Genomic DNA, 23,893 nt, shown 5'->3' on the forward strand with positions numbered 1-23,893 from the left:
GAACAGCCGTGCCGATCACCTGGCAGAAGTCGTCGTACTCGGGTGGCGGAGACGGCGCCGACTGCATAGAGCTGGCCCTCGTCGACGGCGCCGTCCTGCTGCGTGAGAGCGACGACCCCGGAGTCGTCGTCACCACCACACCCGCCAAGCTCCGTGCGTTCATCCTCGGCGTCAAGGCGGGCGAGTTCGACCACCTCGCCGACGGCGTTGTCCGCGCCTCCGACGGGCGTTAGAGTCGACCGGGTGACTGCCGGGTCGGCCATGGGCCACATACGAGTGAGGCGCCCGGCCCCGGCATGACCCCGGGGCGGGCCAGAGCCCCGCCCGATCCTCTCCGCTTCCTCGCGTCCGGCGCCCCTGTGCGGCGCCGCGTCCCATGTGACCGAGCCCCGGAGAGGCCCTCAGCAATGTCGTACGCCCCGCAGTACGCGCCGTCCGTCAGTACCGTCCAGCTCAACCACACAGCAGTCCACGCCAGGGACCGGCAGTTGTCGGCCGAGTTCCTCGCCGCGATCCTCGGCCTGGTGCTCGGCGCCCCGATCGGGCCGTTCCTGCCCCTGGATCTCGGCAACGGCGTCACGCTCGACTTCTACGAGAAGCGTGACGAGCCGATCCAGGCGCAGCACTACGCGTTCCTGGTACCCGACGAGCAGTTCGATGCCATGATCGCCCGGTTGGAGGCGGTCGGGGTCGTGTACTACGCCGATCCGCACCATGGCGAGCCCGGCCGGATCAACCGCCTCTTCGGTGGCCGGGGCGCGTACTTCGAGGACCCGGCCGGCCACAACATGGAGATCATGACCCGGCCCTACCTCCGGCCCTGAGCCGCCGCCGGGGACGGGCGGCGGGTCAGCGGTAGTACCCCTCGACCACGGCGCGGACCTCATCGAGCAGCGCGGGGCCGTCCTGCGGAACGGGTGGCCTCCCGCTGCCCGGCCTGATGTCCAGGAGTTGCTCGTCGGAGAGGGCGAACACCACCCGTCGCAGCCCGGCCTGTCGGATGGCCGCCTCGCACATCCCGCACGGCTGGCAGCTGGTGTACATGGTGGTCTCGGCCGCCGTGGCCGCGTCCAGCTCCCTCGCGGCCCAGCGCGCCAGTTTGAGCTCCGGGTGCGCGGTGATGTCCCGGTCGGTGAGTGTGGTGTTGCGGTCCTCCGCCAGCACCGTCCCGTCCGGCGCCGAGAGCAGCGATCCGAACGGCGGGTTACCGCTCGTCCGCGCCTCGGCGGCCAGCGCGATGGCGCGGCGGAGGAGGGCGTGGTCGTCGGGTGTGGTCATGACTGCTCCGTTCCGGTGCGGGGTGGTGGGTTGAAGTGCGCGGCCACCGTGGCCAGGGCCTGCCGGCCCACCTGCGGGTGGCAGGTCTCACGGGGGTCACCGTTGTAGTGGTCGAGGACGACGCTCTCGGCGCCCAGCAGCCGCAGCTGGTCGAGGTCGTCCATGACCTGGTCGATCGTGCCCTCACCGGCGAGGCGTCGCGGTCCTTCGACCGGCGCCGCGGTGAGCCTGAGCGCGATCCGGGGGGCCAGCGCGGGCACCGGGAGCCGTTGCTCCTCCGCGACGGACCTCAGCCTGTCCGCGGCCTCCCGCAGCCACGGCATCGTGCAGCGCAGCGGATGCCACGCGTCCCCGAGCCGGACGGCCCGGCGCAGACCGGCGTCGCTGTTGCCGCCGACCCAGAGCGGGATCCGCCGCTCCCCGTAGGAGGCGGTGTCCGCCCAGGCGGCCCGGATGTCCCGCAGGTGGTCGTCGGTCAGGCGTCCGCGCTGTTCGAAGGGGATCCCGAGCGCGGCGAACTCCTGCCGCGCCCAGCCCACCCCCACGCCGAGGACCAGCCGGCCGCCGCTGAGCCGGTCCAGGTTGGCCGCCGTACGGGCGGTGAGCAGCGGGTGCCGGTAGGGGGTGATGAGGACGGTCGTGCCGAGCCGGATCCGGGTGGTGAGGCCGGCCAGCCAGGACAGCGTGCTGAAGGGCTCGTAGAAGGGCGCCGGGTAGCGCTCGGCGACGTCGGGCGTGATGACGATGTGGTCCGAGACCATCAGCAGGTCGAAGCCCAGGCCCTCGATGGTCTGGGCGCCGCCGCGCAGCGCGCCCGGGTCGGTGCCGGGGCCGAAGTTGAGGAGGTTCACTCCGAGTTTCACGCGTTCGAGCCTAGTCGGCCGCCGTCGGCCCCCAGAAGGGATTCCCGCCTGTTCAGGGGCGGTTCGGCCGTGGATCCGCCGGTAATCTGGGCGGATGACCGAGACTCTTGACGCGACCGACTGGGCGATCCTGGCGGAGCTCCAGCGGGACGGCCGGATCGCGTTCACGGAGTTGGCACGGCGGGTGAACCTCAGTGCGTCGGCGACCACGGAGCGGGTGCGGCGGCTGGAGGCGGCCGAGGTGATCACGGGGTACCGGGCGGAGGTGGACCTGGAGCGCACCGGGCACGCGGTGCTGGCGGTGATCCGGCTGAAGTACCCGGGGAACGCGCACGAACCCCTGCACCGGTTGCTCGGGGAGCGCCCGGAGATCCTGGAGTGCCTGCGCACCACCGGGGACGACTGCTACGTCCTGAAGGTGGCGACCACCTCGACGGGTCACCTGGAGGAGATCGTCGACGCGCTGGCCCGGTTCGGGAGCACGACCACCAGCCTCGTCCTCAGCCGGACGCTGCCGTACCGCGGGCCCCGGGCGCCCCGGGCGGCCGCCCGGCCGGTCCGGGCGCCGGTCGGTCCCGCCACGTCCCCCTGACGAAGGCCCCGGCCGGGGAGCCCCGCCGACGGGCGGCGAGGCAGCGGGGCCCGCCGCCCATCCGCGGGAACGACGGGCCCGAACGGTCGGCCGGCCGGGCAACCGGGCGGGTCAGCGCTTGCCGCCCGCCAGGTCGTCGAACATCGCCGACAGGAACTCGCTGCACCAGGCCAGCAGTTCGCGCCCGACCAGCGGCTTGCCGCCGATCCGGCCGGTGGAGGGGCGGGGTACCAGGATCTGCTGGGCGGTCGCCTTGACCTGGCTGCGCGGGTAGAGCCGGTTGAGTCTCAACTCCTGCGACTCGCGCAGCTCCACCGGGCTGAATCGGATGTTGGCGCCCTGGAGGGTGATGTCGCCGATGCCGCACCGCCGGGCGTACAGCCGCAGGGCCGCGACCAGCAGCAGGTTCTCCACGGCCTCGGGCAACTTGCCGTAGCGGTCGGTGAGTTCCTCGCGGACGTGCAGGATGTCCTGCTCGGAGTTGACGGCCGCGATCGAGCGGTAGGCCTGCAGGCGCAGCCGCTCGCCGGGGGCGTAGTCGTGCGGGACGTGGGCGTCGACGGGCAGCTCGATCTTGACGTCGAGCGGCTCCTCCTCCGGCTCCGCGCCGCCGCCGGCCAGCGACTCGCGGAACTCGGCCACGGCCTCGCCGACCATCCGCATGTAGAGGTCGAAGCCGACGCCGGCGATGTGCCCGGACTGCTCGCCGCCGAGCAGGTTGCCCGCCCCGCGGATCTCCAGGTCCTTCATCGCGACGTACATGCCGGCGCCCATCTCGGTGTGCTGGGCGATGGTGGCCAGCCGCTCGTGCGCGGTCTCGGTGAGCGGCTTCTCCGGCGGGTAGAGCATGTACGCGTATCCGCGCTCGCGGCCACGGCCGACCCGGCCGCGCAGCTGGTGCAGCTGGGAGAGGCCGAAGGTGTCGCCGCGCTCCACGATCAGGGTGTTGGCGTTGGAGATGTCGATGCCGGATTCCACGATCGTGGTGGAGACCAGGACGTCGAACTCCTTCTCCCAGAAGTCGACGACGACCTTCTCCAGCAGGGTCTCGCCCATCTGGCCGTGCGCGGTGGCGACCCGTGCCTCGGGGACGAGCTGCTTCAGCCGGGCGGCGGCCCGGTCGATCGACTCGACCCGGTTGTGGATGTAGAACACCTGTCCCTCGCGCAGGAGTTCACGGCGGATCGCGGCGGAGATCTGCTTCTCGTCGTAGGGGCCGACGAAGGTCAGCACCGGGTGCCGCTCCTCCGGCGGGGTGGTGATCGTCGACATCTCGCGGATGCCGGTGACCGCCATCTCCAGGGTGCGCGGGATCGGGGTCGCGGACATCGTCAGCACGTCGACGTTGGCGCGCAGCTTCTTGAGCTGCTCCTTGTGCTCGACACCGAAGCGCTGCTCCTCGTCGACGATGACCAGGCCGAGATCCTTGAACCTGGTCTCGGAGGAGAACAGCCGGTGGGTGCCGATCACGACGTCCACCGAGCCCTCGAAGAGGCCCTCCAGGACGGCCTTCGCCTCCGCGTCGCTCTGGAAGCGCGACAGCGCCTTCACCACCACGGGGAAGTTGGCGTACCGCTCGGCGAAGGTGGAGAAGTGCTGCTGGACGAGCAGGGTGGTGGGCACCAGCACCGCGACCTGCTTGCCGTCCTGGACGGCCTTGAACGCGGCCCGCACCGCGATCTCGGTCTTGCCGTAGCCGACGTCGCCGCAGATCAGCCGGTCCATCGGGACGGACTTCTCCATGTCCGACTTGACCTCGGCGATGGTGGTGAGCTGGTCGGGCGTCTCCGCGTACGGGAAGGCGTCCTCCAGCTCGCGCTGCCAGGGGGTGTCCGGGCCGAAGGTGTGCCCGGGGGCGGCCATCCGCGCCGAGTACAGCTTGATCAGGTCGCCGGCGATCTCGCGGACGGCCTTCTTGGCCTTCTGCTTGGTCTTCGCCCAGTCCGCGCCGCCGAGCCGGTGCAGGGTCGGGGCCTCGCCGCCGACGTACTTGGTGACCTGGTCCAGCTGGTCGGTCGGCACGAACAGCCGGTCGCCGGGGTGGCCGCGCTTGGCGGGCGCGTACTCCAGCACCAGGTACTCGCGGGTGGCGCCCTGCACGGTGCGCTGCACCATCTCGACGTACCGGCCGACGCCGTGCGCCTCGTGCACCACGAAGTCGCCGGCCGCCAGGGCCAGCGGGTCGATCGCGTTGCGGCGCCGGGAGGGCATCCGGCGCATGTCCTTGGTGGAGGACTTCTGGCCGGAGAGGTCGGTCTCGGTGACGACGGTGAGCCTGAGCGCCTCGTCGACGAAGCCGTGCTCGATCGAGCCGCACGAGACGTGGACGACGTCCCTGGTGGGGGCGTCGGTGAGGTCGGCGACCAGACGGGACGGGATGCCCTCGTTGCCGAGCACCTCGGCGAGCCGGGAGGCGGGCCCGTGGCCCTCCGTCACCATGACCACCCGCCAGTCGGCGGTCAGCCGCTCCTTGGCGTCCGCGATGGCGCGGGCGGTGTCACCCCGGTACGCCTCGACGGCGCGCATGCCGAGGGTGAGGGTGTTGGTGTCGAATTCGAGCAGCGTCGTGCCGCCCGAGGAGTCGCTGGTGGCGAACGGACTGACGGACCACCAGGGCAGGCCGATGCCGGCCGCGTGCTCGCGGACGTCGGCCAGCGACCAGAGCGAGGCGGCCGAGACGTCGATCGACTCGACGTCGATCGGCCGGTCCCCGCCGGTCGCGGCGGCGACCCAGGACGCGTGCAGGAACTCCTGGCTGGTCGCCACCAGGTCCGTGGCCCGGGTGCGGACGCGCTCGGGGTCGCAGACCACGGCGATGCTGCCGGCGGGCAGGACGTCGAGCAGCAGCTCCATGTCCTCCACCAGGACGGGGGCCAGCGACTCCATGCCCTCGACCGCGATGCCCTGGGCGATCTTGTCGAGGATCTCGCCCAGCTCGGGGTGCCGGCCGGCCAGCTCGGCCGCCTTGGCGCGGACGGCGTCGGTCAGCAGCAGCTCCCGGCAGGGCGGCGCCCACAGGCCGTGATCGGCGATCTCCAGGGAGCGCTGGTCGGCGACCTTGAAGTAGCGGATCTCCTCGATCTCGTCGCCCCAGAACTCCACCCGCAGCGGGTGCTCCTCGGTCGGCGGGAAGACGTCCAGGATGCCACCGCGGACGGCGAACTCACCGCGCTTCTCGACCAGTTCGACCCGGGCGTAGGCAGCGGCGGCCAGCCCGCGGGCCACCGACTCCAGGTCGTGCGACTCGCCGCGGCGCAGCGCCACCGGCTCCAGCTCGGCCAGGCCCTTGACCTGCGGCTGGAGCACCGAGCGGACGGGCGCCACGATCACCTGGACGGGCCCGGCCGCCAGGTCGTCGGCGCGCGGGTGGGCGATCCGGCGCAGCACGGCCAGCCGGCGGCCGACGGTGTCCGAGCGGGGCGAGAGCCGCTCGTGCGGCAGGGTCTCCCAGGCGGGGAACTCCGCGACCGCGTCCGGGGGCAGCAGCGAGCGCAGCGAGGCGGCGAGGTCCTCGGCCTCCCGGCCGGTGGCGGTCACCGCGAGCACCGGGCGGCCCCGGTCGGCGTCGGCCCGACCCGCCAGGGCCCTGGCCAGCGCGGCGATCACGAAGGGGCGGGCGGCCGGCGGGCCGACCAGGTCGAGGTGCTGGCGTGCCCCGGCGGCGGCGCCGGTGGCGGCCTCGATCGCCTCGGCGAGGGCGGCGTCCCGCGCGACGACATCGAGCAGTCCGGTCAGGCTCATCTGGAGTCTCTTCTTCGTCCCGTAGCTGGAGTGGCCCAGGCGCCGGGAGGCCGGCCGGGCAACGCGAACGGCCCGGCACGCCGAGCGGCCGGGGGTGTCCAGCCTACGCCGGAGCGCCGACGCGCACGCGGCGCACCGGCGTGGGCGCGGCCGACCGGTGGTTCGTCATCGGTCCATGAATGCCACGAAGTGGACATACTCCTGTCACTGGCCGTCCATGGAGATCGCGCAGCATGGTGAATGTGCCCGCCGCACCCAACCGTGGGGGATGGCTGCAGTGGGCACGGTCGCAGCCCGATGGGGGTCGGGATGCGAGGCCGGGCGACCCTGGGTGGGGGCGCCCGCCCAATCGCCGGGAACCGTGGCGCCCTTTCCTGGAGGGCGCCACGGGTCTCGGCCCCTTTGCGTTCCGGGGCCCCCGGCCGCGCGCCACCGCGGGGCCCGGCGACCGGGACGGGCCCCGACCGGCCGGCGTGGCGGCGGTCGGGGCCCGGACAGCGGACGGATCAGGTGCGGCGGTGTGCGGCGGACGGATCAGGTGCGGCGGTGCGCCACGGTGTGGGGCGTCGCGTAGTCCGAGCCGTCGTCCACGATCACGATCTTCGGAATGATCCGGGTGGCCGCGTCCGTGCCCTCGACCGGCTCCCCGGGCGGGGTCGACGGCTTCGGCGGCGCCGCGGACACCCGCCCGGGGGTGAACTCGGGGGCCTCCCCGTCCGACGTCACCGGGAGCACGGTGGTGTCGGCCTCGGGGGCCGGGCCGGGCACCACCGGCGCGGACGGCCCGGAGGGCCCGGAGGACGCGGAGGACGCGGAGGACGCGGAGGACGCGGAGGACGCGGAGGACGCGGAGGACGCGGAGGACGCGTCCTGGACCACGGCGATCTCACCGGTGTCCGCCTCCGCGTCCACCGGGGCGGGCGCCGCGGCCGGCCGCACCGGGCCGGGCGCCTCGGCGGCCTGCTCGGGTTCGATCGCGCCGACCGCCGCGCCGGTGAGCGAGGCCAGCGTCCCCTTGATGTGATCCAGGTGCTGCTGCACCACCTCGTGGCGCTCGGCGAACTCGACCTGCTCCTGATCGCTCGCCGCGTTGATCCGCTCCGCCTCGCGGCGGGCCCGGTCGATCAGCTGATCGGCCTTGGCCTGGGCCTCCGCGTCGGACTGCTTGACCTTGCCGAGCACCGACTCGCGGTACTGCTCGGCCTCCTTGAGCCGGCGCGCCGCCGTCTGCGCCACCTCGGTGTCGCCGGCGTCCGCCCGGGCGACCGCCGCCGCGAACATCTCGTCCGCGCCGCGGCGCAGCTCCGCCAGCTTCGCCTCGGCCCGCTCCGACGCCTCGGCGGCGGCGACCCGGACCTGGGCGGCGTACGAGGTGGCGGCGTCCCGGGCGGCGCGGGCCTCGGCGTCCGCCTCACCGCGCAGCTTCTCGGCCTCCGCGCGGGTGCGCTCCTCGCTGCGCCGGGTGGCCTGGTCGGCCTCGGTGCGCACGGCGGTGGCGTACTCCTCGGAGGTGCGGGCGAGCTCCTGCCCGGCCTCGTAGACCTCGTCGCGGGTGTCCTCGGCGAAGCGCTCGGCGGCCTCGCGCACGGCCCGGGACTCCTTCTCCGCGGTGACCGCCAGCCCGGCGGCCTGCTCGCTGAGCAGGTTGTAGTCGGGTGCGGGGGCGTCCGCGGCGGCCTGGACGAACTCGTCGAGCCGCTTCTCCATCTCGCGCAGACCGGCGCCCAGGACGCTCAGCCGCTCCCAGGCCTCGTCGCGCTGGGCGGTCAGCGCTGCCAAGGTTCGATCGACCTGCTCTGGCGCGTAACCACGCCGGGCAGCGGTGAAACCGTACTGGGAGACGGCATCGCTCATGGGCTCTTCCCCTCGTGTCACGGGCTTCGGCTGTCACGGGCTGCGGGCGCCCAGGGCCGGAACGATTCTGAAGATGGCGGGACGAGCCGGGTAGGCCCATCCTCTTGACCTATTTTGCGCGGATTATGGGCAAACCCAAACGAGGCGCCGCCGTACCGACACGCCCGGGGGGTCGCACCGGGGGCCGGTGCGACCACTCCCACCTGCGACGATCCGCTAGAGCAGACCGTCCCAGAACTGTTCGAGCAGAACCGCCCACCACGTGTCCGCCGTCTGCAGCGCCGCCGGGTCGATCGCGGCCAGCTGGTTCTGGAAGTCGGTGGTCCAGCGGGCCGCCTGCTCCGGAGTGAGCCCGAAGCGCAGCCGCCACATCCGGCCCAGCAGAGCGAGCGCCCGGACGAACTCGGGCACGCCGGTGTTCACGAAGCGCGGCGGCTCGCCCCCGCCCTCCAGATCGACCGCGACCACGGCCGCCGTGCCGTACTGCACGCAGAGCTGGCGCCCGTAGTCGTTGCCCAGCACCAGGTAGCCGCCGAAGTCGGGGCCGCCCTGGACGCCGCGCTCGGCGGCCAGCTCGGCGAGCGTCGGGATCGGACGCCCCTCCTGCGCCTGGGCCCAGAAGAACGGCCCGAAGTCGCGCGGCAGCCCGGCCCACATCAGGGTCTGCGCCACCGGCTCGGGCACGCCCTGCCGGGAGACCGCGCGCTGCTCGAAGCGGAACACGGCCGGCCCGAAGGCCTGCCCGAGCTCCGCCGCCAGCTGCTGCGGCGCGACCGGCGCCGGCGGCGGGACGCTGCCGGGCGCGGGCGGCGGCACCCGCACGGGGCGAGGGCGCTGCGGGGCGGAGGCCAGCTGGTGCAGTTCGTCCAGGTGGTCCAGCAGGTGGACCATGCCGGCCTGCCGCGCCTGGTGGTCGCGGCCGTAGCCGGCGGTGTGGGTCAGCCGCACGTTCGGCCAGGACGCCCGGATCATCCGGGCGCAGTAGCCGCCCGGCAGGTCGCAGGACTCCAGCTCGGTGTAGAGCTCCAGCACCTGCTCCGGCGGGACGTTCAGCCGGCGCAGCTCCTGGAGGATCTTCCACTCCGGGTGCGGGGTGCCGGGCTCGCTGCGCTGCAGGAGCTTCTGCTCCGAGCCGTCCGGGCCCCGGTAGCTGAGCGCCGCGAAGTACCCGGGGCCGACCGCGGGCACCCCGGGGTCGACCGGCGGGCCCTGCGGACCGGGGAACGGCGGCGGGACGGCCGCCGGCGCGACGGCCGGGCCGGGCACGGCCGGGGAGGCGGCGCCCGGGTAGCCGTAGCCGACCGGCGGCATGGCGGAGGGCGGCGTGCCGTGGGCGACCGCGCCCGGGCCGCCGGGCAGCTCGATCGCGTGCGCGAGCTGGGTCGCCTCGTACGCGACGCCGGCGCCCGGGGCGGCCTGCGGCGCCGGGGCGGGCGGCGCGGGGGCCGGTGCACCGCCGCGCAGACCCGGCGGCGGCGGGGGCGGCGGGGCGCTCGCCCCTCGGCCGGCGCCGTTGTGGGCCGGTCCGCCCGCGCCTCCGCGCAGGTCGGCGGGGGGCGGGGGCGGTGGCGCGCCGGCCCCGGATCGGCCGTGACCGCCCTGCGGCGGCGCGGGCGGCACCGGGGCGGCGGGCGCGCCGGGCAGGCCCATCAGCCCGGGCGGCGCGTCGGGCGAGGCGAGCATGGTCGGGGCGTGGTCGACCGACGGCGCCGGTGGCGGCGGGCCGGTCGGGGCCGGAGCCGGGGCGACGGGGGCGCCGGGCAGACCCGCCAGGCCGGGCAGGGCGCCCGGCGGCGCCAGCACGGTGGGCGCGTAGCCGTCGGCGGCCGGCGGAGCCGGGTGGGCCGGCGGGGGCGCGGCCGGTACGCCGTCCGGCAGCTGCACGGTGACGGCCTCGCCGCCGGGCGGCGGCGCGAGCATGGTCGGGGCGCCCCCGGCGGGGCCCTGCGGGAACGGCGGGGTGCTGAGCACACCGGGGCCCCGGCCGTGACGGCCCTCGGCCGGGACCGGGGCGGGCAGGGGCGCGGGCGCGGGCGGCGGCGCGGGCGCGGCGGCCTGCGCGGGTTCCGGGGCGGGAGCAGGGGCGGGAGCAGCGGCAGGGGCGCCGAGCCGCTCGGCCTCGGCGGCGATCGCGGCCGCGCCGGCCTCCTGCAGCCACTGCGGCGGGCTGAGCAGGAAGGAGGTCGCCTCGACCGCGCCCGGCGCCGGCCTGGCCGCACCGGCCGGGTTGGCGGCCACCGGACGGCCGTACACCTCCTCGTACTGCCGGACGACCTCGTTGACGGGGAGCGCCGGCCACAGCGTGCTCGCTCCGCTGTCGCGGGCGACGACCAGCCGGGCCTCCCCACCGTCCGCCGCCGTGCCGTCCTCGGGATCGACCGCCCAGCAGATGAAGCCGAGATCGAACTCCCGGACCCGCACCTCGCGTTGCAGCGATCGCGGCACACCGCCGTTGATCCAGTCCTCGGCAAGCTCCTGCGCCTGCGCGTACGTCACCACGCCCGGTTCACCCCTGTCCCCTCAGCATCTTTCCCCGGCACGGCCGGCCGTGCGTCCCGCATCTCAGCGCACCGGTACGGCCCGGGCGAACCCGCCGTCCACCATCAGCTCGGCGACCGTCTCCAGCTCCGGCGGGCAACCGGCCAGCCGGAGCAGGAACGCGTCGAAGTCCTCGCCGCAGGGCAGCAGCAGCCGTGCCACCCGCTCCTCGGGGCTCTCGGCCCCGCCCTCGTCCCGCGCGTCGTCGTACAGGCAGGCCCAGACCGACCCGGTGCCCTCGCCGCGCACCTTGAGCGCCAGGATGCCGCCCTGGACGTACGCGATGCCCAGGTAGTCCTTGGTGAGGTGGTCGCGCAGGCACTTGTTGGCGTACACCAGGTCCTGGACGCCGAACTCCTCGCTTAGCGTCAGGAACGGCTGGTCCAGCAGCAGTCCGTACTCGGTGTCCAGCGCGACACCGACCGGGCCGCGGCCGCCGGCCACCTTGAGGAAGTTGCGGTACGCGCCGGGCAGCCGGTAGCCGAGGCGCTCCTCCGCCAGCTGGACCAGGTCCTCGGCGACGCTCATCGGGTCACCGCCGTCCTTGGCCAGCGAGAAGTGCACCGGCCGGTGCTCCTGCAACGGGCGGGTGCCGCGCCGGCCGTGGTCCGCGGAGGAGCGGGCGAGGCCGCCGTGATGCCGTAGCAGCGCCTTGACCTCGACCGGGACGAGCTCCATCCGGCGCCAGCCCGGGGCGGCCGCGCCCACCGCGTGGTGCCAGGTCCAGCCCGGCGGGGTGGCCACGGCCGTGTCCAGGTCGGCCCAGAGCTCGTGGCCCTGGGTGAAGAGCGCGGCGTTGGCGGAGACGAAGTCGGTCAGGCGCAGCTCGTCCACCCCGAAGCCGGCCGGCGGGTCGGCGACCTCGGCCGCGGCTGCGGCGTAGGCGCTGAAATCCGGGTGGCCGTACTCGTCCATCCGTACCCCGGCCGGATGCCGCTCGGCCCGCACCGGGTCCGGGAACTGCACCACCTGCCCCGCGTACGCCGCATTGGGTGCGGCGGCGGTACCGGGCCGACCTGTCGTCATCTGGGAGCCCCCACTGGCTGCTGCAACGTGTCCATCGCCGACTGCTGGGCACCAGCCTAGGGGGTGGGGGGCCGCGCCGGTCGCCCCGCCTGGAGGTTCGTCCGACCGGCGGCCGGGACACGGCGGCCGGGGGCGGTCGCCCGCTCCCGTCGGCGCCCCCGGCCCGCCTTCCGATGCCGGGGCGGCCCCGCCGCCGGCTGCCCCAGGGGCCGCCTCCGGGCGGGGAGTTGGCGCGGGTGCGGCCGGCGCCGCCGCCGGCCGCGGGGCCCCGACCCGGCAGCGGACCCGGGTCAGCCGGCGGCCGTTTCGGGCCACCAGGGGCGACTGGTGTCGAAGTCGTGAAGATCCCGCCATGGACTCCGACACGCCGGGCCGGCCTCCCCGTCGTTCCGTCCCTTCTGCCCCATACTGCACACCCCGGTTGGCTGATCGACAGTGGTGTTTGACAGGCTGGGGCCCGGCCCGACCCGGCATCAGTGCGGCCGCCGCCAGGCCGTTCACCACGGCAGCCGCCCCGGGGGCCCGCGAGGGCCGCACAGCAGGAGAGAGGACGCATGACCACCGAACAACAGACCGCACCGGCCGACGCCCCCCTGCTGCGCCACCACCGCGACAGCCTGCTGCCCGCCGTCGCGGCCGCGCTCTCGCTGCGCGGCGGCGAGGTGCTCACGCTGGCGGGTGACAAGGCCGAGCAGGGCCCCGGGCTGCACCCGCTGATCGGCGAGTTCCTGGACGCCCTTCCCGTCGAGCACCGCGAACGGTTCACCGGCCGGTGCCCGGAGGCGGTCCTGCTCTCCCAGCACCTGACGGCCGTGGACACCGCGCGCTCCAAGCGCGCCGCCCGCAAGGCGCTGAGCCTGCACGACGCCCGCAAGTCCCTCAAGGGCGCCCGGCTGACCACCGTACGGATCCGCGAGGAGAACGATCCCGCGCACGGCACCCACGCCCCGCCCTGCCGCTCCTGCGTACCGCTGCTGGAGCACCTGAACGTGCAGAGCGTCGCCGTCGGCCCACCCGCCGCCTGAGCGCCCGCCCCGCGCACGCCCCCGTCCCCGACCGCTGGAGCACCCCCTGAACCCGCTCAGCCAGACCGCACCCACCCGGCTCCGGCCGCGCTTCCCCGCCGACGTGGCGGCCGATCTCAAGACGGCCGGCTGGCACCCGGGCCGCTGGCAGATCCTTCAGGCCGAGCAGTGGGCCGACACCCTGGCCGGCCACGACGCCCCCGCCGACGACCCGGGCGGCGTACGGCACTCGGTCTTCCCGGCGGCCGTGGAAGCCTGGGCGGAGTTCGGCGGCCTCGCCTTCGAGTCGGCCGGCGCCGGACGCGAGCTCGCCCGCACACCGTTCCTACTCGACCCGCTCTGCGGCCTGCACCAGCCCCGGACGCTGGCCGACCTCGGCCGCGCGCTGGACACCAGGCTCGCCCCGCTCGGCGAGGAGATGTACGGCCGGGCGCTGCTCGCCATCGACGAGGCCGGCCGGGTCTACAGCCTCGACCACACCGGCGAGTGGTATCTCGGCGACAGCGTCGACCAGGCCGTCACCACCCTGCTGCTCGGCACCACCCCCGCACGGCTGTGCATCGCAGCCGTGTGACGGCGCCGGCCGTCGCGAACCGGTGACCGCCCGGCGGCCGGGCGGTCAGGGGTCAGCGGCCGGCGGTCAGCCCAGCCTCCCGTCCGGCAGCGCCAGCCGGGAGGGCAGCACCGCCTCCACCCGGAACCCGCCGTCCGGCTCCGCACCCGCCGCGAAGGTGCCGCCCAGCGCCTCCACCCGCTCCCGCATCCCCACCAGGCCGTTGCCGCCGCCGGGCAGCGCGGCCCGCTCCCCGGCGCCGCCCGGGCAGTCGTTGACCACCGCCACCCGGACGCCGTTGGGCACGTACGCCAGCAGCACCGCCACCCGGGCCCCGCCCGCGTGTTTGTGCGCGTTCGTCAGGCCCTCCTGGACCACCCGGAAGGCCGTCCGCTCCGCCTGCGCGCCGAACGCCCGGCGCGACCCGCTGACCGTGAACGTCACCGCCATCCCGGCGGCCTCCGACTGTGCGACCAGCCGGGGCAGACCCGCCAGGACGTCCGCCGGATCCGGCCGACCGCCCGGATCCTCCGACATCCGCAGCACCCCGAGGATCTCCCGCAGCTCGTCCAGCGCCTGCCGGCCCACCTCCGCCACCAGCTTGGCGCTCTGTGCCGCCTTCTGCGGATCCCGCTCGACGATCCGCTCCACCGCGCCCGCGTGCACCACCATCAGCGACACCCGGTGCGCCACCACGTCGTGCATCTCCCGGGCGATCCGGGTGCGCTCCTCCAGCCGCGCCCGCCGGGCCCGCTCGTGGGCCTGCTCGGCGAGCAGGTCGAGCTCCGTCTCCAGGCCGTGCGCCCGGTCCTTCAGCGAGTCCACCAGGCGGCGCTTGGCCCCGATGTAGAGGCCGGTCACCACCGGCGGCACCGTCAGCCCGACCGCGACCAGCACCGCCAGCAGCACCAGCCCCCACTCCGGCGGCCCGTCCCCCCGGGCGGTCTCCGGCGTCAGCACCGCGATCAGCGTCATCGCCAGTGCCTCGGCGAAGGCCAGCACGCCCAGCGCCACCACCCGTCGACGCCGCGAGGGCCACTCCCAGGTCGCCGCCAGCGTGTACAGCGACACCACCAGCAGGATCACCCCGAACAGCCCCGGCACGAAGACCAGCGCCACCAGCACCGGCACCGCCGGCCACCGCCGGCGCACCACCAGCACGGCCCCCGCCAGCGCCCCGAGGACCGCCGCGACCACCGCCCAGGCCGCGCCCAGCCCCAGCCGCCCGGCCATGAGGTCGTACGCCCCGATCGCGCACTCCAGGCCCGCCAGCGCCGCCAGACCGATGTCCAGCACAGCGCTGCGCCGCCGCTTCCACCACCACAGCGGCCGCTTCCGACCGCCCTCCCCCGGTGTCTTGCTCATGGGCGACAGCCTAGGCCCTGCCCCGGTTCCGGGACCGTGCACGCGCACCGGCCGCCACGGCGGCCGACCCCGCGCACCCGCCCAGTGGTCCAGACCGGTGCCCGGCCCGCCGGATCACCCGCGCCGCGAACGGGCCGGACGTGTCCGCGATCCGGCCACCTCTCGGACGGCGTCCCCCTTCACACCTATGCTGGTCGCGTCGGACAGCGCGGTCCGCACGCCACCCCCTCACCCGATGGGGGCATCCCACGGCCGAAGGCCGGGGGAGAGAGCCGTTGCCGAACCCCACCACCACAGGGAGCCAGCCGTGACCGCTCCGGTCCCCACCCCGGCGGACAGCCCCAACACCGCCGCAGACCCGATCGCAGACAACGCCGCACTGCGCGCGGACATCCGCCGACTGGGCGACCTGCTCGGCGAGACGCTGGTACGCCAGGAAGGCCCGCAGCTGCTGGGCCTGGTCGAGCAGGTCCGCCTGCTCAGCCGCACCGACGGCGAGGCGACCGCCGAGCTTCTCTCCGACATCGACCTGGACACCGCGGGCAAGCTCGTCCGCGCCTTCTCCACGTACTTCCACCTCGCCAACGTCACCGAGCAGGTGCACCGCGGCCGGGAGTTCGCCACCCGTCGCGCGCGCGAGGGCTCGCTGCTCGCCCAGACCGCCGACCAGCTCGCCGAGGCCGACCCCAAGCACCTCGAGGACACCCTCGCCCACCTGGCCGTGCGCCCGGTCTTCACCGCGCACCCCACCGAGGCCGCCCGCCGCAGCGTCCTCAACAAGCTGCGCCGGGTCGGCGAGCTCCTGGAGCGCATCCACCGCGAGCACGTCGCCTCCGGCCTGTCGACCACCGACCCCGCCCGGCACAGCTCGGCCAAGCGCCAGGCCGACCGCCGCCTCGCCGAGGTCATCGACCTGCTCTGGCAGACCGACGAACTGCGCATCGCCCGTCCCGAGCCCACCGACGAGGCCCGCAACGCCGTCTACTACCTGGACGAGCTCTACCGCGACGCCGTCCCCGAGGTCCTGGAGGAGCTGCACGAGGAGCTCGCCCGGGTCGGCCTGACCCTCCCCGAGGGCGTCCGGCCGCTGACCTTCGGCACCTGGATCGGCGGTGACCGCGACGGCAACCCCAACGTCACCCCGCAGGTCACCTGGGACGTCCTCAACCTCCAGCACGAGTACGGCATCAAGGACGCCCTCGCCGCGGTCGACGACCTGCGCAACTCGCTCTCCACCTCCGAGCGCCTCGCCGGTGCCTCGGTCGAGCTGCTCGCCTCGCTCAACACGGACCTGCACCTGCTCCCCGAGCTCAGCCCGCGCTACAAGCGGATGAACGCCGAGGAGCCCTACCGCCTCAAGGCCACCTGCGTCCGCCTCAAGCTGGAGAACACCCGCGAGCGCCTCGCCGGCGGCACCCCGCACGTCGAGGGACGCGACTACCGCGGCACCCGCGACCTGATCGCCGACCTCAAGCTCATCCAGGACTCCCTGCGCGGCCACCGCGGCCAGCTCATCGCCGACGGCCGGCTCGCCCGCGCGATCCGCACCATCGAGGCGTTCGGCCTCCAGCTCGCCACCATGGACGTCCGGGAGCACGCCGAGGCCCACCACCACGCCCTCGGCCAGCTGTTCGACCGCCTCGGCGAGGAGGCGTGGCGCTACGCCGACATGCCGCGCGAGTACCGCCAGAAGCTGCTCGCCAAGGAGCTGCGCTCGCGCCGCCCGCTCGCCCCCACCCCCGCGCCGCTGGACGCCGCCGGCACCAAGACCCTCGGCGTCTTCAACACCATCCGCGAGGGCTTCGAGCGCTTCGGCGACGAGATCGTCGAGAGCTACATCATCTCGATGTGCCAGGGCGCCGACGACGTCTTCGCCGCCACCGTGCTCGCCCGCGAGGCCGGCCTGATCGACCTGCACGCCGGGATCGCCAAGATCGGCATCGTCCCGCTGCTGGAGACCACCGACGAGCTCCAGGAGGCCGACCGCATCCTGGACGAGATGCTCTCCGACCCCTCCTACCGGCTGCTCGTCTCGCTGCGCGGCGACATCCAGGAGGTCATGCTCGGCTACTCCGACTCCTCCAAGTTCGGCGGCATCACCACCTCCCAGTGGGAGATCCACCGCGCCCAGCGCCGGCTGCGCGACGTCGCCCACCGCTACGGCATCCGGCTGCGTCTCTTCCACGGCCGCGGCGGCACCGTCGGCCGCGGCGGCGGCCCCTCGCACGAGGCCATCCTGGCCCAGCCCTGGGGCACCCTGGAGGGCGAGATCAAGGTCACCGAGCAGGGTGAGGTGATCTCCGACAAGTACCTGCTGCCCTCACTGGCCCGCGAGAACCTCGAACTCACCATCTCCGCCACGCTCGCCGCCTCCGCCCTGCACACCGCACCGCGCCAGGCACCCGAGGAGCTGGCCCGCTGGGACGCCGCGATGGACCGGGTCTCCGAGGCCGCGCACGACTCCTACCGCGCGCTCGTCGAGCAGGAGGACCTCCCGAAGTACTTCTTCGCGGCCACCCCCGTCGACCAGCTCGCCTCGCTCCACCTGGGCTCCCGTCCCTCCCGCCGCCCCGACTCCGGCGCGGGCCTGGACGGCCTGCGGGCCATCCCGTGGGTCTTCGGCTGGACCCAGTCCCGCCAGATCGTCCCCGGCTGGTACGGCGTCGGCTCCGGCCTGGCGGCCGCCCGCGAGGCCGGCCTCGGCGACGTCCTGGACGAGATGCACGGCCAGTGGCACTTCTTCCAGAACTTCCTGTCCAACGTCGCCATGACGCTGGCCAAGACCGACCTGCGGATCGCCCGCCACTACGTGGAGCAGCTCGTCCCCGCCGAACTGCACCACGTCTTCGACCAGATCGTCGCCGAGCACGACCTCACCCTCAAGGAGGTCCTGCGCCTCACCGGTGAGAGCGAACTCCTGGAGCACAACGAGGTCCTGAAGCAGACGTTCGACGTCCGCGACGCCTACCTCGACCCGATCTCCTACCTCCAGGTCGCCCTGCTGCGCCGCCAGCGCGAGCTGGTCGCCCAGGGCCTCCCGGACGACCCGCTGCGCGCCCGCGCGCTGCTGCTCACCGTGAACGGCATCGCGGCCGGTCTGCGCAACACCGGCTGACCACGCCCCGAACGCACCGCACCGCACCGCGCCCCGCCGGAACACTCCGGCGGGGCGCGGTGGTGTCAGGGGCCACGGCGGCGCCGTGGAGGGCGGCGGACGCCGAGACGGGCGCGGACGCCGAGACGGGGCGCGGACGCCGAGACGGGGCGAAGCCGGCCGGGCGGTACGGGGCGAGGCCGTCACGGCCGGGCGGGCCGGAACGTGGAACGGCCGTGGGGCCGGTACCGGTCTCCCGGGTACCGGCCCCACGGCCGTTCCACGTCCAGTGGCGATCGCGCGTCAGGACGCCTCCAGCCCTCCGGAACGGCGCCGCTTCAGCCACAGCGCGGCTCCGCCGGCCACCACGACCAGGCCGCCGCCGACCGCGAGCAGTCCTGAGTCCCCGCCGACCGAATCGCTGAGCACCGGCGCGAACTCGGCCGAGACCGGCACCGGTGAGGAGACCACCCCCGTGTCGGGCTCAGCGGCGCTCTCCGCGTGCGCCGCGGCGGCTCCGCCGAACATCACCCCTGCGGCGCCCACCGCCCCCACGGCGCCGACGCCCATGCGCCGCCCCAGCCTTACCACCCGTGCACGACGTATCCGTCGCACACGCTGCATTCTCCGCATCGAGCACTCCCCAGACCCCTTCGCGTACCGGCTCGACCGTATCCGATCGGCCCTACCCATCTCACGCCGGATCAGTCACCCGCGGCCAAGCGTTGTACGACCGTTGCGAACACCCGGCGGCAGCGCGGGGGCCGACGGCCCGCTCAGATCGAGTAGCTCAACTGTCCGAACGGGCACATCCGCAAGAGGTGCAGCTGCGCGGCCAGGCACGCGGCCGTGCGGGTCTCGAACCCCAGCTTCTTGACGACGCGGCCGACATGGGCCTTCACCGTCCGTTCGCTGAGGACCAGCCGGCGGGCGATCTCCTGGTTCGACAGCCCCATGCCCAGATGCCCGAAGACCTCGTACTCACGATCGGACATCGTGGTCAGCCGGCCGTCGGGCAGCGGCCCGATCCGGCAAGGGCACGTCTCGATGGGACAACCGTGAAGGTCTGACACTGCGATCCCTTTCCCCTGGGCCGCCTTCCCCCTCCGGCGGACGACCCGCCCGTCGACAGTAGCAGCACCTCACGGACCTGACCCCGCAACCGAGTTGATCGACTGCCTTCACCCGGATGACTTCTGATCAATCGTCATCCAATCCGCCAAAATGCCCGCCCGGGGCCCCACCCCCGGAACGCCGCACCCGGACCGCGGAGCCCAGGATCCGCGCGCCCCGCTCAGGAGTTGTACGTCGACTGGGCCCGCTCCAGGCCCTCCGCGAGCAGCGCCTCGACCGCGTCCGCCGCCCGGTCCACGAACCAGTCCAGTTCCTTGCGCTCCGCCGAGGAGAAGTCCTTCAGCACGAAGTCCGCGACCTCCATCCGCCCCGGCGGCCGGCCCACCCCGCAGCGCACCCGGTAGTACCCCTGACCCAGCGACTTCGTCATCGACTTCAGCCCGTTGTGCCCGTTGTCCCCGCCGCCGAGCTTCAGCCGCAGCACCGCGTAGTCGAGGTCCAGTTCGTCGTGGACGGCCACGATCGAGGACGTCGGGGTCTTGTAGAAGTCGCGCAGGCCCGTCATCGGACCGCCCGAGAGGTTCATGAAGGTCATCGGCTTCGCCAGCACCACCCGCCGCCCGGCGAGACGCCCCTCGGCGGTCTGCGCACGGCTCTTGTGCGCCTTGAACCTCGCGCCCATCCGCTGCGCCAGCAGATCCGCCACCATGAACCCGATGTTGTGCCGGTTGCGGGCGAAGCCCTCGCCCGGATTGCCCAGGCCGGCGATCAGCCAGGGCCCGGTGTACTCGTCGTCGCTCATCAAACGCTCCTCAGCGTGCCGTCCCCAGCACATCATCCCGGACGCACCGCTGCCCCGGCCCTCCGACGGAGCGGAGGAGCCGGGGCAGCGGTCGCAAGCAGTACGCCTAGGCGGTACGCGAGGCTCAGGCCTCGGCAGCGGCCTCGGCGGCCTCGGCGTCGGCGTCGGCCTGCGAGGCCTGGGCGCCGATGACCTGGAGGACGACGGTGTCGGCCTCGACGGCCAGCGTGGTGCCCTTCGGGAGGATGATGTCACCGGCGGTGACCGAGGCGCCGGCCTCCAGGCCCTCGACCGACACGGTCACGGACTCGGGCAGGTGGGTGGCCTCGGCCTCGACCGGGAGGGAGTTCAGGACGTGCTCGAGCAGGTTGCCACCGGGGGCCAGCTCGCCCTCGGCGATGACCGGGATCTCGACGGTGACCTTCTCGCCGCGCTTCACGAGCAGCAGGTCGACGTGCTCGATGGTGCGCTTGATGGCCTCGCGCTGGACGGCCTTCGGCAGGACGAACTCGTCCTTGCCCTCGATCGGGACGACCAGCAGCGCATTGGAGGTCTTCAGCGCCATCATCAGGGCGTGGCTCGGCAGGTTGAGGTGCACGGGCGCGAGGCCGTGGCCGTAGACGACACCGGGGACGAAGCCGGCGCGGCGGGCACGACGAGCGGCACCCTTGCCGAACTCGGTACGGGTCTCGGCGTCAAGGCGGATCTCGGACACGACTGCACTCCTCGTAAAAGAACTGGCGCGGGGGTGCAGGCAACGCGAAAAACCGCCGGGACCACACCCACAAGAACGATTTGGGGGTCACTCGGCGGTGCACGACTCTGCCGACAGCCGGAAACCGGCCTGAGCAGCGCGTCGATCACGGAGCGCACACCCGAAGAACGGGCACACGACATCCCTCGCCGAGCAGTCTCACGAGTCTAACCGCACCGGCAGTCAACCGTGAAATCGGCGGCGGCCCCCACCCCCCGAGGGGATGGGGGCCGCCGCCGGACAGATCGTCAGTGCACGCCCTCGAAGAGGCTCGTCACCGAACCGTCCTCGAACACCTCGCGGATCGCGGCCGCGATCGACGGCGCGATCGACAGCGTGGTGATCTTGTCCAGCTGGAGCTCGGCCGGCGTCGGCAGGGTGTTGGTGAACACGAACTCGCTCACCCGCGAGTTCTTCAGCCGGTCCGCCGCCGGGCCCGACAGCACACCGTGCGTCGCCGCCACGATGACGTCCGCCGCGCCGTTGTCGAACAGCGCCTCGGCCGCGGCGCAGATCGTCCCCGCCGTGTCGATCATGTCGTCGACCAGGACGCAGACGCGGTCCTTGACGTCACCCACGACGTCCGCCGACAGGATCGTGTTCGCCTGCGTCATGTCGCGACGCTTGTGGATGATAGCCAGCGGCGCACCGAGACGGTCGGACCACTGGTCCGCCACCTTCACCCGGCCCGCGTCCGGCGAGACGATGGTCAGCTTGGAGCGGTCCACCTTGCCGCCCACGTAGTCCGCCAGCAGCGGCAGCGCGAACAGGTGGTCCACGGGGCCGGAGAAGAAGCCCTGGATCTGCGCGGTGTGCAGGTCCACGGCCATGATCCGGTCCGCGCCGGCCGCGGCCAGCAGGTCCGCCACCAGACGGGCCGAGATCGGCTCCCGCCCGAGGTGCTTCTTGTCCTGACGGGCGTACCCGTAGAACGGCAGGATGGCGGTGATGCTCCGGGCCGAGGCCCGCTTCAGCGCATCGATCATGATCAACTGTTCCATGATCCACTGATTGATCGGAGCCGTGTGGCTCTGCATCACGAAGCAGTCCGCACCGCGCGCGGAATCCAGGAATCGGACGTAGATCTCACCGTTGGCGAAGTCCAGCGCCTTGGTCGGGACGAGATCGGTGCCCAGCGACGCGGCCACCTCCCTCGCCAGTTCAGGGTGGGCACGGCCGGAGAAGAGCTTGAGCTTCTTCTCACCCGACGTCGTGATCCCGCTCACTGCACCGTCTCCTCGCGTTGCTTACGCACATGAACCCGCCGCACCGCGGGCAGGCAGCCGCCTGAAGCGATGAAGGTCGGGGATTGTCCGTACACCTCGACCGGACCCAAAAGCCCAATGGCGCACGTATGTCCTCCAGGTTACGCGCCCGCGCAGAAAGCGTCCGCTCCGGTACCAGCCCTCGGACCTCCCCACCAGCCGCGTCAGCCCTCCGACGCCCCGCCCGCCACCCCCGCCGCAGCGGCGGCCGCCTGGGCCGAGGACGTCCCCGGACGCTTGCGCGCCACCCAGCCGTCGATGTTGCGCTGCTGCGCCCGGCTCACTCCCAGCGCACCCGCCGGCACGTCGTTCGTGATCACCGAACCGGCCGCCGTGTAGGCGCCGTCCCCCACCGTCACCGGCGCGATGAACATGTTGTCCGACCCCGTGCGGCAGTGGGCCCCGATGACCGTGCGGTGCTTGTTCACCCCGTCGTAGTTCACCGTCACCGAGGCCGCGCCGATGTTGGTGCCCTCGCCGATCGTGGTGTCCCCGATGTACGACAGGTGCGGCACCTTGGCGCCCTCGCCCAGCTCGGAGTTCTTGATCTCCACGTACGTGCCGACCTTCGACTTCCGGGCCAGCTTCGCCCCCGGGCGGAGGTAGGCGTACGGCCCCACCGAGGCGCTCTCGCCGACCTCGGCGCGGTCCGCCGTGGTGTTGCTCACATGGGCGCCCGCGCCCACCCGGGTGTCGCGCAGGGTCGAGTTGGGACCGACCTCGCAGCCCTCGCCCAGGTGCGTCGCACCCTGCAGCTGCGTGTTCGGCAGCACCACCGCGTCCGGCTCGTACGTGACCTGCACGTCCAGCCAGGTCGACGCCGGATCCACCACGGTCACGCCCTCGCGCATGGCCTGCTCGACCAGCCGGTCGTTCAGCAGCCGCCGCGCCTGCGCCAGCTGCACCCGGTCGTTGATGCCCAGGATGTCCCGGTGGTCGGCCGCCGCCACCGCGCCCACCCGGTGCCCCGCCCCCCGCAGGATGGCCAGGGTGTCCGTGAGGTACTCCTCGCCCTGCACGTTGTCCGTGGTCACCTGCGACAGCGCGTCCGCCAGCAGCTTCGCGTCGAAGGCGTACACGCCGGAGTTGATCTCCAGGATCGCCCGCTGGGCGTACGACGCGTCCTTCTCCTCGACGATCGCGGCCACCGCTCCGTCCGCCTCGTCGCGCAGGATCCGGCCGTACCCGAAGGCGTCCGGCACGACGGCCGACAGGACGGTCACACCGTTGCCCTGCTCCTCGTGCGCGGTCGCCAGCGAGGCGAGCGTCGCCCCGGTCAGCAGCGGCGCGTCCCCGGTCGTCACCACGACCGTGCCGTCCAGCGTCACACCGGACGCCGCCAGCGCCTCCAGGGCGGTGCGCACCGCGTGGCCGGTGCCCTTCTGCTCGGCCTGCACGACCGCCCGCACCGCCGGGTAGTGCGCCGACAGGTGCGCCTCCACCTTCTCGCGCAGGTGACCCACCACGACCACCAGCTGCTCCGGGGCCAACTCCTCGGCTGCGGCGACCGCGTGGCCGACCAATGACCGCCCGCACACCTCGTGCAGAACCTTCGGCAGGCTGTTCGACTTCATCCGCGTGCCACCGCCGGCGGCGAGCACGATGACAGCGGCAGGGGAATTGGCACTCACGCGGGAGGCTCCTCGGTCGGTTCACGGAGAGGGAGAACGGCCCGAGGCTCAGAAGTCCGCACGTCCGCGCCCCGGCGCTTCGAGGATAGCCGGGGGCCCGTGACCGGCCACGACACCTCGGGCCCGGGAGGCCCGGTTCTCACCACACAATGCTCCGCCGGATGGACTCGAACCATCACTGCAAGGCTCCAAAGGCCTGCGGGCTGCCAATTACCCCACGGCGGACAGTTGCTCAGACCCTACCCGAGTCGGCGCCGCCCCGTGTATCGACCGTGCCCCTTCCCCGCGTATCCGCCGAGCCCCTCCATCGGCCCTCGATCCGGCGGGAGAAGTCGGCGCCGTCGAGCACGCTGATCATCAGACAGCCACGGTGGACACCAGCCGTGTTCTCGCGCACCGTGCCCGGATCATGGGGCCCGAACGTCGCCCGCACCGACC

At 73.6% G+C, this 23,893-nt stretch carries 19 protein-coding genes and 1 tRNA gene; 6 read left to right on the top strand and 14 right to left on the bottom strand.

Going from position 1 to position 23,893, the window contains the following annotated elements:
* Window positions 1-8: 8 nt before the first annotated feature.
* Window positions 9-233: a DUF397 domain-containing protein gene (locus OG823_RS13840; protein WP_371479816.1), complete on the top strand. Its 225-nt coding sequence runs from the start codon at window positions 9-11 to the stop codon at window positions 231-233.
* Between the two features lie 174 nt (window positions 234-407).
* Entirely contained in the window at window positions 408-824 is a 417-nt protein-coding gene (locus OG823_RS13845) for a VOC family protein (protein WP_371479817.1), read from the top strand.
* A 25-nt stretch (window positions 825-849) separates the two neighbouring features.
* Here OG823_RS13845 and OG823_RS13850 read toward each other — a convergent pair whose 3' ends face one another.
* Together OG823_RS13850 and OG823_RS13855 are read right to left on the bottom strand one after the other, a co-directional pair.
* On the bottom strand, window positions 850-1,278 hold the full coding sequence (locus OG823_RS13850; RefSeq protein WP_371479818.1) for a nucleoside deaminase: 429 nt from the start codon (window positions 1,276-1,278) through the stop codon (window positions 850-852).
* On the bottom strand, window positions 1,275-2,141 hold the full coding sequence (locus OG823_RS13855) for a TIGR03619 family F420-dependent LLM class oxidoreductase (RefSeq protein ID WP_371479819.1): 867 nt from the start codon (window positions 2,139-2,141) through the stop codon (window positions 1,275-1,277). Before OG823_RS13855 ends, OG823_RS13850 begins: the two co-directional genes overlap by 4 nt.
* A gap of 94 nt (window positions 2,142-2,235) precedes the next feature.
* On the opposite strand from OG823_RS13855, the gene OG823_RS13860 reads away from it, so the two are divergent.
* Window positions 2,236-2,733, top strand: a complete 498-nt coding sequence (locus tag OG823_RS13860) for an Lrp/AsnC family transcriptional regulator (protein WP_371479820.1) — start codon at window positions 2,236-2,238, stop codon at window positions 2,731-2,733.
* Window positions 2,734-2,844: 111 nt separating this feature from the next.
* On the opposite strand, the gene mfd is transcribed toward OG823_RS13860, so the two are convergent.
* The 4 genes from mfd to OG823_RS13880 form a co-directional block, all read right to left on the bottom strand.
* Window positions 2,845-6,474, bottom strand: a complete 3,630-nt coding sequence (gene mfd / locus OG823_RS13865; protein ID WP_371479821.1) for a transcription-repair coupling factor — start codon at window positions 6,472-6,474, stop codon at window positions 2,845-2,847.
* 534 nt (window positions 6,475-7,008) lie between these two features.
* On the bottom strand, window positions 7,009-8,328 hold the full coding sequence (locus OG823_RS13870; protein ID WP_371479822.1) for a hypothetical protein: 1,320 nt from the start codon (window positions 8,326-8,328) through the stop codon (window positions 7,009-7,011).
* A gap of 216 nt (window positions 8,329-8,544) precedes the next feature.
* Window positions 8,545-10,827, bottom strand: a complete 2,283-nt coding sequence (locus OG823_RS13875) for an SUKH-4 family immunity protein (protein WP_371479823.1) — start codon at window positions 10,825-10,827, stop codon at window positions 8,545-8,547.
* Window positions 10,828-10,890: 63 nt separating this feature from the next.
* Entirely contained in the window at window positions 10,891-11,892 is a 1,002-nt protein-coding gene (locus tag OG823_RS13880; protein WP_371479825.1) for an SMI1/KNR4 family protein, read from the bottom strand.
* Between the two features lie 554 nt (window positions 11,893-12,446).
* On the opposite strand from OG823_RS13880, the gene OG823_RS13885 reads away from it, so the two are divergent.
* Together OG823_RS13885 and OG823_RS13890 are read left to right on the top strand one after the other, a co-directional pair.
* Window positions 12,447-12,917 carry a YwqJ-related putative deaminase gene (locus OG823_RS13885; protein ID WP_371479826.1) on the top strand — a complete coding sequence of 157 codons (471 nt, stop codon included), beginning with the start codon at window positions 12,447-12,449 and terminating at the stop codon, window positions 12,915-12,917.
* A gap of 103 nt (window positions 12,918-13,020) precedes the next feature.
* Entirely contained in the window at window positions 13,021-13,491 is a 471-nt protein-coding gene (locus tag OG823_RS13890) for an SUKH-3 domain-containing protein (RefSeq protein ID WP_371479827.1), read from the top strand.
* A gap of 66 nt (window positions 13,492-13,557) precedes the next feature.
* On the opposite strand, the gene OG823_RS13895 is transcribed toward OG823_RS13890, so the two are convergent.
* Window positions 13,558-14,835, bottom strand: coding sequence for a sensor histidine kinase (locus tag OG823_RS13895; RefSeq protein WP_371479828.1), 1,278 nt, complete (start codon window positions 14,833-14,835; stop codon window positions 13,558-13,560).
* Window positions 14,836-15,142: 307 nt separating this feature from the next.
* Between OG823_RS13895 and ppc the strand changes: the two genes are divergently transcribed.
* Window positions 15,143-17,950 carry a phosphoenolpyruvate carboxylase gene (gene ppc / locus OG823_RS13900; protein ID WP_371479829.1) on the top strand — a complete coding sequence of 936 codons (2,808 nt, stop codon included), beginning with the start codon at window positions 15,143-15,145 and terminating at the stop codon, window positions 17,948-17,950.
* A gap of 282 nt (window positions 17,951-18,232) precedes the next feature.
* On the opposite strand, the gene OG823_RS13905 is transcribed toward ppc, so the two are convergent.
* The 7 genes from OG823_RS13905 to OG823_RS13935 all read right to left on the bottom strand — a co-directional run bounded on the left by OG823_RS13905 (window position 18,233) and on the right by OG823_RS13935 (window position 23,680).
* Entirely contained in the window at window positions 18,233-18,499 is a 267-nt protein-coding gene (locus tag OG823_RS13905; RefSeq protein WP_371479830.1) for a hypothetical protein, read from the bottom strand.
* A gap of 206 nt (window positions 18,500-18,705) precedes the next feature.
* Entirely contained in the window at window positions 18,706-18,924 is a 219-nt protein-coding gene (locus OG823_RS13910; RefSeq protein ID WP_371479831.1) for a response regulator transcription factor, read from the bottom strand.
* 299 nt (window positions 18,925-19,223) lie between these two features.
* Window positions 19,224-19,805 (bottom strand): aminoacyl-tRNA hydrolase, encoded by a 582-nt coding sequence (pth, locus tag OG823_RS13915; protein WP_371479832.1) that lies wholly within the window; start codon window positions 19,803-19,805, stop codon window positions 19,224-19,226.
* A 124-nt stretch (window positions 19,806-19,929) separates the two neighbouring features.
* On the bottom strand, window positions 19,930-20,520 hold the full coding sequence (locus tag OG823_RS13920) for a 50S ribosomal protein L25/general stress protein Ctc (RefSeq protein WP_371479833.1): 591 nt from the start codon (window positions 20,518-20,520) through the stop codon (window positions 19,930-19,932).
* Window positions 20,521-20,807: 287 nt separating this feature from the next.
* Complete coding sequence (locus tag OG823_RS13925) at window positions 20,808-21,785, bottom strand: ribose-phosphate diphosphokinase (protein ID WP_371479834.1); 978 nt, start codon at window positions 21,783-21,785, stop codon at window positions 20,808-20,810.
* Between the two features lie 203 nt (window positions 21,786-21,988).
* Window positions 21,989-23,455: a bifunctional UDP-N-acetylglucosamine diphosphorylase/glucosamine-1-phosphate N-acetyltransferase GlmU gene (gene glmU, locus OG823_RS13930; RefSeq protein WP_371479835.1), complete on the bottom strand. Its 1,467-nt coding sequence runs from the start codon at window positions 23,453-23,455 to the stop codon at window positions 21,989-21,991.
* 152 nt (window positions 23,456-23,607) lie between these two features.
* A tRNA-Gln gene (locus OG823_RS13935) sits at window positions 23,608-23,680 on the bottom strand.
* Window positions 23,681-23,893: the final 213 nt, after the last annotated feature.

This window comes from Kitasatospora sp. NBC_00315 (genome assembly GCF_041435095.1).
Classification (GTDB): Bacteria; Actinomycetota; Actinomycetes; order Streptomycetales; family Streptomycetaceae; genus Kitasatospora.